Here is a 13,547-nt window from a genome sequence, read left to right as displayed (position 1 = left end):
ATGCGGCGTGCCGCCGACACGGCTGCAGCGGAGAACAGCACGCACGCGAACGCGAGCGCGAACCACGCGGGTTGCCAGCCATGCGCGCGATGCACGAGCGTCGCCGGCACGAGCAGCGACGACGCGACGACGCCCCACCCCGTGCCGCCGTAATAGAGCCCGAGCAGGAGCCCCGCATCGCGCGGCGCCGCGGACGCGAGGCGCGCGGCCAGCACGCCGCCGCTGATGAAGATCAGTGCGCTGCCGACGCCCGTCGCAAGCCGCTCGACGAGCAGCGCGTTCATGCCGGACGTGAGCCCGCATGCGGCCATCAGCACCGCGGTCAGCGCGCAGCCGGCCGCCAGCAGCGTGCCCGTGCGCCAGCGCCGCGACAGGAACGGGAAAATGAGCGCGCCGATCAAGTAGCCGGCTGCGTTCGCCGTATTCAGCGCGCCGGCCTGCGCGAAGGTCCAGCCGAGATCGGCCTTCATCGGCGGCAACAGCAGTGCATACGAGAAGCGTGCGAGGCCGAGCGCGATCGCGCTGCCGAGCGACAGGCAGATCGCGAGCCGCCATGCGGCCATGCGGTCGGGTTCGGTAACGCTCGCATCCGGCCGTGCTCGGCCGGCGTGCTCCGGTTGCGGCGCTGCGCGCATCGCGGTGTCTCCATCGTGGTTCGGGGCCGATCCGGGCCTGGGTCCCGCAACGCCGACGCGGCTTGCTTGACGGCCGTGAGCCGTGGTGTCGTCGCTGCGGATTCCGTGTTATGGCGGGCGCCGGTCCCGACTGCCGGAACCGGTGCGCCGCTCGACCGATGATACTTGACCGGCCGCGAGCACTGCCTGTGCCGGCAGCAGCGATGCCGTACGCCGCCCGCAAACCGCGGCGCGCCGACGCCCGGCATGCGCTACGCACCCAATCCGGCGGTAAAGGCGGTGAAGAGCGCCCGCCCCTCGTCCCACTGCGCCAATCCGGAAGCCGCGTTCACGTGGCCACGTGCGCCGAGCACGAGCGGTGTCGCACCGCGTGCCGCCGCCCACCCGATTGCTCGTCCGTACGGGTCGTACGGATCGTCCGAACTGGCGATCGCCGCCACCGGCCGGTCGCCGAAATCCCCGTCCGGCACACGCGCGAACGCCTGCGCGGCGGCCGGGAAACGCGGGCCGTCCGGATCGGGTACCGCCACGAGAAAGGCCCCGCGCACCGGGCGTGCCGCGGCCGCACGCCAATGCGCGAACAACAGGCAGCCGAGGGAATGGCACACCACGATCGGCGGGGTCCGGGCAGCCGCGACGGCCGCATCGAGCGCCGTGATCCAGTCGATCAAGTCGGGCGTGTCCCACGACGCCGGCGCGATGCGCGTCGCACCAGTAAGCGCCGTCTCCCAGTAAGTCTGCCAGTGATCTGCTCCCGAGTTGCCGATTCCCGGCACGATGACGATGCTTCGATCCATTCCCGCCTCCATGAACATGAGGTGCCCAGTCTGGTCCGAACGACTTCCGCGTGGAATGGCAAGTCATCGGATATTGAGACAGAATCCCGATGAATTAACGGAACAGGAATGCCGACATGCCCGACGGAGAACTGGATCGCCTCGACATTTCGATCATCGAAGCGCTGCAGGAGAATGCGCGGATGCCGTTGTCCGAAATCGGCCGGCGCATTGGCCTGTCGCAACCGGCGACGTCGGAACGCGTCAAGCGCCTCGAGGAGCGCGGCATCATCGCCGGCTACACCGCACGGATCGATCCGGCGGCGCTCGGGTTGGGAATGATGGCCATCATCCGGCTCAGAACGACGCACGAACACATCAAGCCCGCGTTGAGTGCGTTTGCCGAGATGCCGCACGTGATCGAGATTCACCGGATGACCGGCGAGGATTGCTTCCTGCTGAAAGTGCTCGTGCCGACGCCCGGCCAGCTCGAGACCATCATCGACGCAATTGCCCGGTTCGGCGCGGTCACGACGTCCCTGGTGCTCCGGTCCGAGCCCGTCAAGCCGCTCGGCAAGGCTCTGCTGGGTTGAAACCGGTAACGGTGCCGCGACGCACGCATCGCTCGCGAATGATAAAAATCGAAACGATCGACGCAATTGGACTTCGGATTTAAAAATTCACGCGAGTCGATTTATAGATCATGCCCCGATATTCAATAAAAAATCGTGGCCTTCGAGATTCGATTCATTCGCGTTGATCGCACGATTTTCAGCGAACCCGCATGTTTAGCACGCTCCGGCTAAAAACCTTGCAACGCATTGCATTCGTGAAATCGTCAGACTAATATCGACGCCACTCGCCCGGTATTCAAAAAATTCCGGATGAGGGCGGTAATCCCTTTACCGCGCTTTCATGTTGAATCACTCATGTTCACCACAGGAGAATTGACATGCAGGAAACCCGGCAAATCGAATTGCTTGACTGGATGCAGGAAGACACGCACCCCGAGGCCGTCGACATGATGGTGGAGGATGCCGTGGTGCCGTTCGGCACCGCGCTCTGGCCGGTCTGAGCGGCCAGCCCGTTCCCGCGGAAGGGCTGCGGCCCTTCCGCCGCTTCCGGAGACACGCATGCTGAACCTGCATCGCGCGCTGGGTTTTCACCCGGCGCTGCGCGACAAACTCGCACGCGGCGAGACGGGACAACTGCTGGTCGGCTACGACACCCGCAACCGCGACACCGCATTGCGCGCGTTTTCCGCCCTGCCCGACTCGCTCGACGCGACGACCCTCTGCCTCGAAAGCACCCCGCCCGCGGAGATCACCGCCGCGCTCACGCACGCCGACCTGTTCGTGCTGCTGTACGACTCGTCGTGCCTGCCGACGCCGTCGCCGAGCGGCCCGCCGTTCCTGGCCGCGATCCGCCCCGCGATCGTCGAGCACTGGAGCAAGTCGGTGCTGTTCAAGGATTACGGCCCGCATCTCGACGAGGCGTTCGCCGAATCGCTCGACGACATCGCCGCGCGCAACGGCCGGCTGATCGACGCGGCCGCGCGCGCGTCAGAGATCCGTTTCATCGACGAAGCCGGCAACACGCTGACCGGCTCGCTCGCGCCGGAACAGAAATGGACGAGCGTGGACGGGATGGGCAATCTCGACGTCGTTCCCGGCGAAATCGCGACGCACGTCACCGACCTGCACGGCTCGATCGTGTTCAGCGGCACGTTTCTCGGCACCGTGCCGTTCGCGATCAAGTACCGTGTGGCGGAGCGGCTCGCGACGCTGCATGTCGAAGACAGCCTGATCGTCGATTTCGACAGCGACGACGCGGGCTTCCGGCGCGACTTCGCGTCGTATCTCGACCGGCACGACAATCACCGGCGCATCGAGGAATTCGGCATCGGCACGAACCTGGGCATCCGCGGGCTGTACGGCCGCAACGCCGGGTTCGAGGAACGCCATCCGGGCCTGCATCTCGGCCTCGGCGGCGGCGCGAACGGCAGCCATCACCTCGACCTGATCTTCGCGCGCGGCACGCTCGCGTTCGACGGGCAGGTCGTGTTCGACGGCGCGTTCGCCGTCTGAGCGGGGAATCAGGCTTCGGCGGCCGCCGCGTCGCCGAGCCACTTGAACATCACGAGGCAATCGACGAAGCCGAGCCGCGCATGACGATACGCGCGCGGCAAGCGGCCGACGATCTCGAAGCCGAGCTTCTGCCACAACGCGACCGCCACTTCGTTCGTCGCGACCACCGAGTTGAACTGCATCGCGAGGAAGCCGCGTTCGCGGGCCACTTGCTGCGAGTGCTCGCACATCAGGCGCGCGACGCCCTTGCCGCGCGCCGCGTCGGCGACCATATAGCCGCAGTTGCACACGTGATTGCCGGGCCCGGCCGCATTCGCCTTCAGGTAGTACGAGCCGAGCAGCACGCCGTCCTCCTCGGCGACCCACGTGCACAGCGGTGCGTCGAGCCACAGCGCGCGGGCGGCTTCGCGCGTCGGCGCCGGATCGAATGCGTAGGTCTCCTGCGCGGCGACGATCGCGTGGTAGGTGGGCCAGAAGCGGGGGAAGTCGTCTTCGGTCATCGGGCGAAGCGTGATCATGCGGGTTCTCTCGCGAAAGGGTTGGGGAAGGCGCGTGGCGCTACGCCGCGTCGGGGCGGGCGCCGTCGCGCAGCAGGCCGCTGCGATAGGTGCCCGGCGGCACACCATACCAGCGCTTGAATGCCTGCGAGAAGCTCGACAGGTCGCTGAAGCCGAGCCGCTCGGCGACTTCCGTCAGCGACAGGTGGGCATCGCCGAGCAGCGTCTCGGCCATCGCGCCGCGCGCCTGCGCGAGCAGCGTGCGGAACGTCGTGCCTTCCTCCTGCAGCCGGCGCTTCAGCGTGCGCGGGCTCGTGTTCATCAGCCGCGCCATGTCCTCGAGCGAGAACGGCACGTTGCCGGGCGTCGCCGTCAGGTATTGCCGCACCATCTCCGACGTGCCGACCCGCGCGCGCCGCGCCTCGACCAGCTGGCCGCACATCTGCTCGCACATCGAGACCGTCAGCGGGTTCGCATGCGGCAGCGGCCGGTCGAGAAACTCGCGGTCGAACGCGAGGCTGTTCGCACGCGCGCCGAACGCGGGTTCGACACCGGCGATGCGCGGTGCGGGCGCGCGTGTGGACGCGGATGCGCTCGCCGCGCTCGCGGCCTGCATCGTGAAGCGCGACAACGCGAAATCGTCGCCGCCGATTTCCTGCAGCAGCACGGCGGCGGCCGTCATGTCGCGTTCGACGAGGAACCGGCTCAGGTCGGCATCGAGCTCCGGCGCGCCGAAATTGAGCACGCACGACCGCGACTCCTCGCGGTACGTGATCACCGTGAACGCATACGTGAGCGGCAGGAAGCGCATCGCGAGCGCCAGCGCGTCGCGCGTGGTCGCGCTCGCGATCAGTCCGTAGCCCCACACGCCGTATGCGGAGAAGTGATAGCGCTGCCCGACCTCGAACCCGAGGCCCGGCGCACGCCCAAGCGCGCGCAGCAGATTGCTGGTCAGCCGCAGTTCCTGCGCGGCCGTCACCTCGACGTTCGGATCGTCGAGCTGCGCGTCCGCGAGGCCCGTGCCGGCCAGCAGCTTCGTGCGCGACACGCCGCGCTCGTCGCCGAAATCGACCAGCAGCCGGGCACTGGCCGGACTCCGGGTGAAGTCCCAGAAGCTCATGCGGAGAAACCCTCGAAGCGCCGATTTGGCCCAAATACTAAAACAATTGTCCCGAAGCAGCATTGGTGTTTTCCCATGCGGCCCGCACCATCGGCGTCATCAGTCGTCGCCTGAACGACACCCATGCCCCCCCGGAGGAGACACCATGCGACCGAGTCGCCCGCCCGATCTCGCGGCCCGCTTCGAACGCCAGCGCGAAGCATTCGCCCGCGCCCCCGCCCCGCCGCTCGCGATCCGCCTGTCGCGGCTCGATCGCCTGCGCGCGCTGCTCGACACGCATGAAGCGTCGATCGTGCGCGCGATCGACGCCGATTTCGGCGGACGCTCCGCGCACGAAACGCGCCTCGCCGAACTCTTCGTGGTTCGAAGCAGCCTGCGCCATGCCCGCGCGCACCTGCGGCACTGGATGCGCGAACGCCGCGTGCCGACCGCGCCGCACTTCCGGCCCGGCTACAACCGGCTCGTGCCGCAGCCGCGCGGCGTCGTCGGCGTGATGGCCCCGTGGAACTATCCGCTTCAGCTCGCGATCGGCCCCGCGGTCGCGGCGCTCGCCGCGGGCAACCGCGTGCTGATCAAGCCGTCGGAACTGACGCCGCGACTGTCGGCCCTGCTCGACACGCTCGTCGCCGACGCGTTCGACGCCGACGAGCTGGGCATCGTGACGGGCGACGTCGACACCGCGAAGGCGTTCGCGCGCCTGCCGTTCGACCATCTGTTCTTCACCGGCTCGACCGCGGTCGGGCGCGACGTCGCACAAGCCGCGGCCGCGAACCTGACGCCCGTCACGCTGGAACTCGGCGGCAAGTCGCCCGCGATCCTCGACCCGTCGTGCGACGTCGCGCACGCGGCCGGGCGCATCGCGTTCGGCAAGCTGCTCAATGCCGGCCAGACCTGCATCGCGCCCGACTATCTGCTGGTGCCGGCCGGCACCGCCGAGACCGTCGCCGCGCGCCTGGCGGACGCGATCGCGCGCCGCTACCCGACGCTCGCGGGCAACCCCGACTACACGGCGATCATCGGCGCGCGGCATCGCGACCGCCTCGCGGCGCTGGTCGACGACGCGCGCGACGGCGGCGCACGCGTGCTCGAAGTCAATCCGGCCGGCGAACGTTTCGCCGCGGGCGCGCGCAAGTTCGCGCCGACGCTCGTGCTCGGCGCGCGCGACACGATGCGGGTGATGCGCGAGGAGATCTTCGGCCCCGTGCTGCCGATCGTCGAATACACGGACCTCGACGACGCGATCGATCGCGTGAATCGCGGCCCGCGCCCGCTCGCGCTGTACTGGTTCGGCCGCGATGCGGCGCGCCGCGACCGCGTGCTGCGCGAAACGGTGTCGGGCGGCGTCACGGTCAACGACTGCCTGTGGCATCTCGCGCAGGAACACCAGCCGTTCGGCGGCGTCGGCCCGAGCGGCATCGGCGCGTATCACGGCAAATGGGGCTTCGACACCTTCAGCCATCACAAGCCCGTGTTCCACCAGGCTCGTCGCAGCGGCACCGCGCTGTTCCACCCACCGTACGGCAGGACGTTCGAGCTGCTGCTGCGCGTGCTGACGCGCATCGCGTAATCCATCGACCACCGGAGACGATTCCATGAGCAAGACTTTCGACTACCTCGTCGTCGGCGGCGGTTCGGGCGGATGCGTCGTCGCAGGACGACTGACCGAGGACCCGGCCGTGACCGTCTGCGTGCTCGAGGCCGGCGGCCGCGGCGACAGCGCGGTCGTCAACGTGCCGACCGGCGCGGTCGCGATGCTGCCGACCCGCGTGAACAACTGGGCATTCGACACCGTTCCGCAGCCCGGACTCGGCGGGCGCATCGGCTATCAGCCGCGCGGCAAGGCGCTCGGCGGTTCGTCCGCGATCAACGCGATGGTCTACATTCGCGGCCATCGCGTCGATTACGACGGCTGGGCCGCGCTCGGCAACGAAGGCTGGTCCTACGACGACGTGCTGCCGTATTTCCGCCTGAGCGAGCACAACGAGCGCTTCGACGACGCCTTTCACGGCCGCGACGGCCCGCTGTGGGTCAGCGACCTGCGCACCGGCAACCCGTTCCATGCGCGCTACCTGGAAGCGGCGCGCCAGGCCGGCCTGCCGCTCACCGACGACTTCAACGGCGCGCAGCAGGAAGGTGTCGGCATCTATCAGGTCACGCAGAAGCACGGCGAGCGGTGGAGCGCGGCGCGCGCGTATTTGCTGCCGCACGTCGGCCGTCGCGACAACCTGACGGTCGAAACGCACGCGCAGGTGTTGCGCATCCTGTTCGACGGCACGCGTGCGACGGGTGTCGAGGTGCGGCAACACGGCGAAGTGCGCACGCTGCGCGCCCGGCGCGAAGTCGTGCTCGCGGCCGGCGCGCTGCAGACGCCCCAGCTGCTGATGCTGTCGGGTGTCGGTCCGGCCGGCGAACTGCAGCGGCTCGGCATTCCGGTGCGCGCCGACCTGCCCGGCGTCGGCCGCAACCTGCAGGATCATCCTGACTTCATCCTCGGCTACCGCACACGCAGCGTCGACACGATGGGCGTGTCCGTGCGCGGCGGCCTGCGCATGCTGCGCGAGTTCGCGCGCTTTCGCCGCGAACGGCGCGGGATGCTGACGTCGAATTTCGCGGAAGGCGGCGGCTTCCTGAAAACGCGGGCCGGTCTCGATGCACCCGACATCCAGCTGCACTTCGTCATCGCGCTCGTCGACGATCACGCACGCCGGCTGCACGCCGGCCACGGGCTGTCGTGCCACGTGTGCCTGCTGCGACCGCGCAGCCGCGGCTCGGTCACGCTGCATGGCACCGATCCGCTCGCCGCGCCGCGCATCGACCCCGCGTTCTTCGACGACCCGCGCGACCTCGACGACATGGTCGCCGGCTTCCGGCTCACGCGCCGGCTGATGGCGGCACCGGCGCTTGCCGAATGGATCACCCGCGACCTGTTCACCGCGAACGTCACGACCGACGACGAGATCCGCGACGTGCTGCGCCGGCGCACCGACACCGTGTATCACCCGGTCGGCACCTGCCGGATGGGGCGCGACGCGCTCGCGGTCGTCGATCCGCAATTGCGCGTGCACGGCCTGCAGGGGCTGCGCATCGTCGATGCGTCGATCATGCCGACGCTGATCGGCGGCAACACCAACGCGCCGACGATCATGATCGCCGAGAAGGCCGTCGACCTGATCCGCGGCGTGCGGCGCGTGCCGGCATGCTCGTCGGCCGACACGGAGCGCGAACCGGCCGCCGCGCCGGTGCACCGCGATCCCGTTTATGCATCGTGCGCGTCGCACGATGCGATCCAGCCCGAGGAGACCCGCCATGTCGTCGCCTGAAACCGCACGTCCCGCCGAACCGGCCGCGCCGCTGTCGGCGATCATCATCGGCGCCGGCTTCGCCGGCATCGGCATGGCCATCGCGCTGCAACGCGCCGGCATTCACGACTTCGTGATCGTCGAACGCTCGCACGACGTCGGCGGCGTGTGGCGCGACAACCGCTACCCGGGCGCCGCGTGCGACGTGCCCTCGCATCTGTACTCGTTCTCGTTCGAGCCCAACCCGAACTGGTCGCGCGTATTCGCGCCGCAACCGGAAATCCATGCGTACCTGCAGCACTGTGCGCGCAAGTACGGTCTTGCACGCCATCTGCGTTTCGGCGCCGAGGTCGAGCGCGCGCAGCATGACGAGGCCCGTGCGCTGTGGCACGTCACGCTCGCCGACGGCACGACGCTCAGCGCCGCCGTGCTCGTCAGCGGCACCGGCCAGTTGAGCCGCCCCGCGATGCCCAACCTGCCCGGCATCGACACGTTCCGCGGCCGCGCATTCCACTCCGCGCACTGGGATCCCGACTATCCGCTCGCCGGCAAGCGCGTGGCGGTGGTCGGCACCGGCGCATCGGCGATCCAGTTCGTGCCCGCGATCGCCGGCGAGGTCGAGCGCCTCGTCGTGTTCCAGCGTTCGCCGGCCTACGTGATGCCGCGTCCGGATCGCGCGTATCGCCCGTGGGAGCAGGCGCTGTTCCGCCGGCTGCCGTGGGCGATGAAGCTGCATCGCGCGTCGATCTACCTGCGCTACGAGTCGCGTGCGATCGCGTTCACGCGGCTGCACGGGCTGATGGATGTCGCGATCGGCCGGCCGTTCCGCAAGCTGCTCGCGCGCGACGTGCGCGACCCGGCGCTGCGCGCGCGGCTCACGCCCGACTATCCGATCGGCTGCAAGCGGATCCTGCTGTCGAGCGACTACCTCGCCGCGCTCGACCGCGACAACGTCGAGCTCGTCACGCAGCGCATCCGGCGCGTGACCGAGACCGGCATCGAAACCGACGACGGCGTGCACCATCCGGTCGACGCGATCGTCTACGGCACCGGTTTCGCCGCGACCGCGTTCCTGTCGCCGATGCGCATCACCGGCCGCGACGGGCTCGACCTGAACGATGCATGGCGGCGTGGCGCGCAGGCGTATCTCGGGCTCACCGTGCCGGGCTTCCCGAACTTCTTCATGCTGTACGGCCCGAATACCAACCTCGGCCACAACTCGATCGTCTACATGCTCGAGAGCCAGATCGCGCACGTGATGCGCTGCGTGCGCGCGATGCGGCGCAACGGCGCGACAGCGATCGACGTCGATCCGCGCCGCTACCGGCGCTTCAACGCGCACGTGCAGCAGCGGCTCGCGGGTTCGGTGTGGAGCGGCTGCAAGAGCTGGTACGTCGATGCATCGGGCCACAACAGCACGAACTGGCTCGGCTTCACGCTGACCTATCGATGGATCACGCGCTTCACGGGGCTGTCCGCGTATCGCTTCACGCAGCCGCTGCCCGGCACGGCCACGCCGACGCACGGCGCCGTCGTCGCGCCGCCCGCCGGCCGCGTGGAAGCACTCGCCGCCGCGTCGCTGCGCGGCTTTCTGCGCGTCGCGTTCCGGCCGCTGATCGGGCCGCCGTTCGGCGCGCGCATGCAACGCCGCGTCGTCGCGTTGCTGTCGCCGCTGATGCCGGGCGCGGGCGGCACGCTGCGTTACCGGACGTCGGCCGCCGGCGTGCCGGTCGAAGTGATCGCGCCGAAGCGCGGCGACGCGGGCGGCGCGATCCTCTACCTGCACGGCGGCGCGTTCTGCCTCGGCGGCCCGCACACGCATCGCGGCGTGACGACGCGGCTCGCGACCGAAGCCGGGCTGCCGGTGTGGGTGCCCGACTACCGGCTCGCGCCCGAGCATCCGAGCCCGGCGGCACTCGACGACGCCCTGGCCGCATACGATGCGTTGCGCGCGCTGGGCTACGCGCCGCACCGGATCGCGATTGCCGGCGATTCGGCCGGCGGCGCGCTCGCGCTGGCGCTCGCCATCGCGCTGCGCGAGCGTGGCGAACCCGCTGCCGCCGCGCTGCTGCTGATCGCGCCCGTGACCGACCCGGCGCTGGGCGGCGACACGCTCGCATCGCGCCGCCACGACGATCCGATGATTCGTCGCGGCTGGCTCGAACAGGGGTTGCGCTGGTATCACGGTAACGGCTCGGTGGCCCCGCGCGGCCCACTCGACACCGACTTGCGCGGCCTGCCGCCGATCCTGGTGCAGGCCGGCGACCAGGAAGTGCTGCTGTCGGATGCGCAGCGACTGACGGCGCATGCGCTCGCGTGCGGCGTGCCGTGCCGGCTGGAGATTCATGCCGCGCGCTGGCATGTGTTTCATCTGCAGGCGTTCTATCTGCGCTCGGCGCGGGACGCGTTGCGGACGCTGGCGGGGTTTGCCGCGCAGCGGGTGACGGCGACAGCGTAGTGATGCCGGCGATGCCGGCAATCGAGGCAGCGGGGCGCGGCTTCGGCGCAATGCCGCGTCCGCGCCTCGTTCGACGCAACTGAACGCGAACGATATCAAGCATGCCGACGTGATCGTGACGATGAGCGACAAGCGCAAGGCGAAGGTGCTCGCGCTCTGGTCGCGCTCGATCCGTCGGCCGCCGGCAAGGTGTTCACACTCGCCGGATACGCGAGCGGCGAGCACAAGGACGTGCCCGACGCGTGGAGCAAGCCGCTCGACTTCCACGAATCGGTGACCGCGCAGCTCGACGAGCAATCCCTCCTCCGCACGGCGCGTGTCCTCACGCGCCGATGAGATCGGCCGTTCGGCCGAATCGTCATCGCCTGCCCCGAATGAAAGAATGATCCTCGTTCGGGAAGCCGGCCTCATCGCCCGAAATCCCCAGTCGCGAAGGCTCCGCGAGCATTCCTGCGCAGCGCCCTTGCGTCGTGCTTCGTCTCGATTCGGCAGTCGGCCCGCTTACACGTCACTTCATCAGCCTCATCCGGCAGGCCACGCCATCCCGTCGATACCCCTATCCCTCATGTAGCTTATAAGTTACAATGCTCTCCAAGTTCGAACTGCTTCGCTATCAGCGCGACGACGGTCGCGAGCCTTTCACCGAATGGCTGAACGCCGTCCGCGACAAGGTCATCCAGGCACGGATTCGCGAACGCCTGCGACGCGTGCAGACCGGCAATTTCGGCGATTGCGAGCCTGTCGGCGAAGGCGTGATCGAACTGCGCATCCACGTCGGTGCCGGCTATCGCGTGTACTTCGGCCGGTACGGCAGCGCGCTGATCCTGCTGTTGGCCGGCGGCGACAAGCGCGGCCAATCCGACGACATCAGGCGTGCGCACGAACACTGGTTGAACTGGAAACGGAGGCAAATGTGAACAAGCTCAAAGGCGCGGTATCGCACCACGACGCGGAAGTCGCCGAACTCGGTGCCGACCGCGAGCTCGCGGTGGCCTATCTGCGCGTCGCGATGGAATCGCTCGACGATCCCGACAACCGCGCGGCCGCGCTGCTCGCGCTGCGCACGGTCGCGGAAGCGTACGGCGGGCTCGGCGCGGTCGCGGCCGAAGCCGGCATCAGCCGCGAATCGCTGTATCGCACGCTGTCGCCCAACGGCAACCCGACGCTGAAAACCCTGCTCGCGGTGCTCAAGACGGTCGGCCTGCGCCTGTCCGTCGTCCCCGCGCAACCGGCGCACGCCTGACGCGTTGCGCGCTTCAAGGCTGCACCATCCACACGAGCACCATCGCGGGCGGCGCCGCGCTCGTCCCCGCCGGCGGCCGCTCGATCGTCGGCTCGATCTTCAGCGCCTGCGCGATCGTCGCCGCATCGTCGAGCGTCGTCGTGCGTACGACCGTCATCAACCGCACGGGCCGATGCATCGTCTCGCGATACAGCGCGCCGTACCACAGCGGCCGCGTGCCGAGCGCATCCTGCAGCACGTACGGATAACGCCATAGCCGCAGCACGAGGCGGCTGTCCGGATGGGCCGCGTCGATGCGCACGAACACGCGGCGCGTGCTCTCGCCGTGCGTGTAGCGCGGCAACACGGGCAGCGTATCGGCCGGCGCCTGCGGCGACAGCCAGCGCAGCGCGGTGGCGGGCGACCACGGCGTCGCGCGCTGCCAGCCGGCCAGCGACAGATGGCGGTCGAGCGTGTCCGACGTCGCGCACCATTGCAGCGGCAGATATTCCTCGCGATCGCCGCCGATCTCGGTGCGCCGCGTCGGCACGCGCTGCCAGCCGCCGCGCATCCACTGGTCGACGGTCATTGCGACGACGTCGCCGACATGCGGACGCGCCGCGCGATCGAGCTGCCACTGCGCGGGCACGGTCCACACGCCGGCGGTGGCGAGCACGACGAGCACCGCGACGAGCGCGCCGCGCGGCTGCACGTGTTCGTGCACCCGCCAGTACGCATGGGCGCCCGCCAGCACCGCGAACCACGCGAGTCCGAGGCTCCAGCCGCCGAGCAGGCCCGACAGCCACGTATCGCCAACATAGAGCCGCGCGAAGCCGCCGAGCACGATCCACAGCACGACCGCCGTCACGACCGGGATCCGCCACGACGCGGGCCGCTCGCGCGTCAGCACCCAGCCGATGCCGCTGCTCGCGAGTATCGCGAATGCCGCGTCGGCGTCGGGCAACGCCACGTGCAGCGCGCCGGGCGGCAGGCTCGCGGGCGACGTGCCGGGCATGCCGGCGCCGAACGCCGGCACGAGCACGACCGCGATGCCGACCGTCGCGAGCCACCAGGCGGACGTCACCCAGCAGCGATGGATCATCAGCCAGACGAGAAACGCGGCAGCGACGATCAGCCCCGTATCGTGTCCGTGCAGCACCGCGAGCGCGCGCATCGTGGCATCCACGGGCGGCGTGCGCAGGTTCTGCAGGAACGCATACAGCGCGATGTCCGCGTGCGTCAGCGGATCGTTCGCGACGACGTCCTGCACGATGCCGGCGAACAGCCACACGCAGCCGACGAACAGCAGCGCGAACACGGGCACCGCGCCCGGCAGGCGGCGCACCTTGTCGATCGCGTCGTGCAGCCAGGCGCCGAAGCGCGGCCAGCGGCGCGCGGATGCATGCACGGCCGCGCCGGTCGCCTGGCACAGCAACGGCGCGGCCGTGCATGA

14 protein-coding genes are annotated in these 13,547 nt (G+C 69.4%); 9 read left to right on the top strand and 5 right to left on the bottom strand.

Going from position 1 to position 13,547, the window contains the following annotated elements:
- The coding region (locus F3J14_RS29105; RefSeq protein ID WP_166725883.1) for a YbfB/YjiJ family MFS transporter at positions 1-635 on the bottom strand (635 nt) is incomplete at its 3' end.
- A gap of 251 nt (positions 636-886) precedes the next feature.
- A complete protein-coding gene (locus F3J14_RS29100; protein WP_166725882.1) occupies positions 887-1,432 on the bottom strand; it encodes an alpha/beta hydrolase in 546 nt (181 codons plus the stop codon).
- Positions 1,433-1,548: 116 nt separating this feature from the next.
- On the opposite strand from F3J14_RS29100, the gene F3J14_RS29095 reads away from it, so the two are divergent.
- The 3 genes from F3J14_RS29095 (at position 1,549) to F3J14_RS29090 (ending at position 3,498) form a co-directional block, all read left to right on the top strand.
- On the top strand, positions 1,549-2,004 hold the full coding sequence (locus tag F3J14_RS29095; RefSeq protein ID WP_126226574.1) for an Lrp/AsnC family transcriptional regulator: 456 nt from the start codon (positions 1,549-1,551) through the stop codon (positions 2,002-2,004).
- A gap of 359 nt (positions 2,005-2,363) precedes the next feature.
- Positions 2,364-2,486 (top strand): hypothetical protein, encoded by a 123-nt coding sequence (locus F3J14_RS36115; protein ID WP_006752127.1) that lies wholly within the window; start codon positions 2,364-2,366, stop codon positions 2,484-2,486.
- 58 nt (positions 2,487-2,544) lie between these two features.
- On the top strand, positions 2,545-3,498 hold the full coding sequence (locus F3J14_RS29090) for a leucyl aminopeptidase (protein ID WP_166725881.1): 954 nt from the start codon (positions 2,545-2,547) through the stop codon (positions 3,496-3,498).
- A gap of 8 nt (positions 3,499-3,506) precedes the next feature.
- Here F3J14_RS29090 and F3J14_RS29085 read toward each other — a convergent pair whose 3' ends face one another.
- Both F3J14_RS29085 and F3J14_RS29080 read right to left on the bottom strand, forming a co-directional pair.
- Positions 3,507-4,016: an N-acetyltransferase gene (locus F3J14_RS29085; RefSeq protein ID WP_166725880.1), complete on the bottom strand. Its 510-nt coding sequence runs from the start codon at positions 4,014-4,016 to the stop codon at positions 3,507-3,509.
- 40 nt (positions 4,017-4,056) lie between these two features.
- A complete protein-coding gene (locus F3J14_RS29080) occupies positions 4,057-5,115 on the bottom strand; it encodes an AraC family transcriptional regulator (RefSeq protein WP_166725879.1) in 1,059 nt (352 codons plus the stop codon).
- A 145-nt stretch (positions 5,116-5,260) separates the two neighbouring features.
- On the opposite strand from F3J14_RS29080, the gene F3J14_RS29075 reads away from it, so the two are divergent.
- The 6 genes from F3J14_RS29075 to F3J14_RS29050 all read left to right on the top strand — a co-directional run bounded on the left by F3J14_RS29075 (position 5,261) and on the right by F3J14_RS29050 (position 12,115).
- Positions 5,261-6,682 carry a coniferyl aldehyde dehydrogenase gene (locus tag F3J14_RS29075; protein ID WP_166725878.1) on the top strand — a complete coding sequence of 474 codons (1,422 nt, stop codon included), beginning with the start codon at positions 5,261-5,263 and terminating at the stop codon, positions 6,680-6,682.
- Positions 6,683-6,707: 25 nt separating this feature from the next.
- Positions 6,708-8,435: a GMC family oxidoreductase N-terminal domain-containing protein gene (locus F3J14_RS29070; protein WP_166725877.1), complete on the top strand. Its 1,728-nt coding sequence runs from the start codon at positions 6,708-6,710 to the stop codon at positions 8,433-8,435.
- Positions 8,422-10,872 carry an alpha/beta hydrolase fold domain-containing protein gene (locus F3J14_RS29065; protein ID WP_166725876.1) on the top strand — a complete coding sequence of 817 codons (2,451 nt, stop codon included), beginning with the start codon at positions 8,422-8,424 and terminating at the stop codon, positions 10,870-10,872. The genes F3J14_RS29070 and F3J14_RS29065 overlap by 14 nt, the downstream gene beginning before the upstream one ends.
- Before the next feature lie 189 nt (positions 10,873-11,061).
- Positions 11,062-11,208: a hypothetical protein gene (locus F3J14_RS35900; RefSeq protein WP_247682307.1), complete on the top strand. Its 147-nt coding sequence runs from the start codon at positions 11,062-11,064 to the stop codon at positions 11,206-11,208.
- A gap of 248 nt (positions 11,209-11,456) precedes the next feature.
- The gene (locus F3J14_RS29055; RefSeq protein ID WP_166725875.1) at positions 11,457-11,789 is read left to right on the top strand and encodes a type II toxin-antitoxin system RelE/ParE family toxin; all 333 of its coding nucleotides are present in this window, start codon (positions 11,457-11,459) and stop codon (positions 11,787-11,789) included.
- Positions 11,786-12,115 (top strand): addiction module antidote protein, encoded by a 330-nt coding sequence (locus F3J14_RS29050; RefSeq protein ID WP_006752118.1) that lies wholly within the window; start codon positions 11,786-11,788, stop codon positions 12,113-12,115. The genes F3J14_RS29055 and F3J14_RS29050 overlap by 4 nt, the downstream gene beginning before the upstream one ends.
- Before the next feature lie 13 nt (positions 12,116-12,128).
- Here F3J14_RS29050 and F3J14_RS29045 read toward each other — a convergent pair.
- The coding region (locus tag F3J14_RS29045; RefSeq protein WP_247682306.1) for an LssY C-terminal domain-containing protein at positions 12,129-13,547 on the bottom strand (1,419 nt) is incomplete at its 5' end.

Source organism: Burkholderia sp. Tr-862, assembly GCF_011753085.1.
In the GTDB taxonomy this organism is placed as follows: domain Bacteria; phylum Pseudomonadota; class Gammaproteobacteria; order Burkholderiales; family Burkholderiaceae; genus Burkholderia; species Burkholderia ambifaria.
Note: the sequence above shows the minus strand (reverse complement) of the source record. Positions and strands in the feature narration are given on the sequence as shown.

Excerpts from the sequence above, each read along its gene's own strand:
- F3J14_RS29095 (WP_126226574.1), top strand. The coding sequence starts at position 1,549 with ATGCCCGACGGAGAACTGGATCGCCTCGACATTTCGATCATCGAAGCG.
- F3J14_RS29100 (WP_166725882.1), bottom strand. The coding sequence starts at position 1,432 with ATGGATCGAAGCATCGTCATCGTGCCGGGAATCGGCAACTCGGGAGCA.
- F3J14_RS29070 (WP_166725877.1), top strand. The coding sequence starts at position 6,708 with ATGAGCAAGACTTTCGACTACCTCGTCGTCGGCGGCGGTTCGGGCGGA.
- F3J14_RS36115 (WP_006752127.1), top strand. The coding sequence starts at position 2,364 with ATGCAGGAAACCCGGCAAATCGAATTGCTTGACTGGATGCAGGAAGAC.
- F3J14_RS29090 (WP_166725881.1), top strand. The coding sequence starts at position 2,545 with ATGCTGAACCTGCATCGCGCGCTGGGTTTTCACCCGGCGCTGCGCGAC.
- F3J14_RS29065 (WP_166725876.1), top strand. The coding sequence starts at position 8,422 with ATGTCGTCGCCTGAAACCGCACGTCCCGCCGAACCGGCCGCGCCGCTG.
- F3J14_RS29075 (WP_166725878.1), top strand. The coding sequence starts at position 5,261 with ATGCGACCGAGTCGCCCGCCCGATCTCGCGGCCCGCTTCGAACGCCAG.
- F3J14_RS29080 (WP_166725879.1), bottom strand. The coding sequence starts at position 5,115 with ATGAGCTTCTGGGACTTCACCCGGAGTCCGGCCAGTGCCCGGCTGCTG.
- F3J14_RS29085 (WP_166725880.1), bottom strand. The coding sequence starts at position 4,016 with ATGATCACGCTTCGCCCGATGACCGAAGACGACTTCCCCCGCTTCTGG.
- F3J14_RS29055 (WP_166725875.1), top strand. The coding sequence starts at position 11,457 with ATGCTCTCCAAGTTCGAACTGCTTCGCTATCAGCGCGACGACGGTCGC.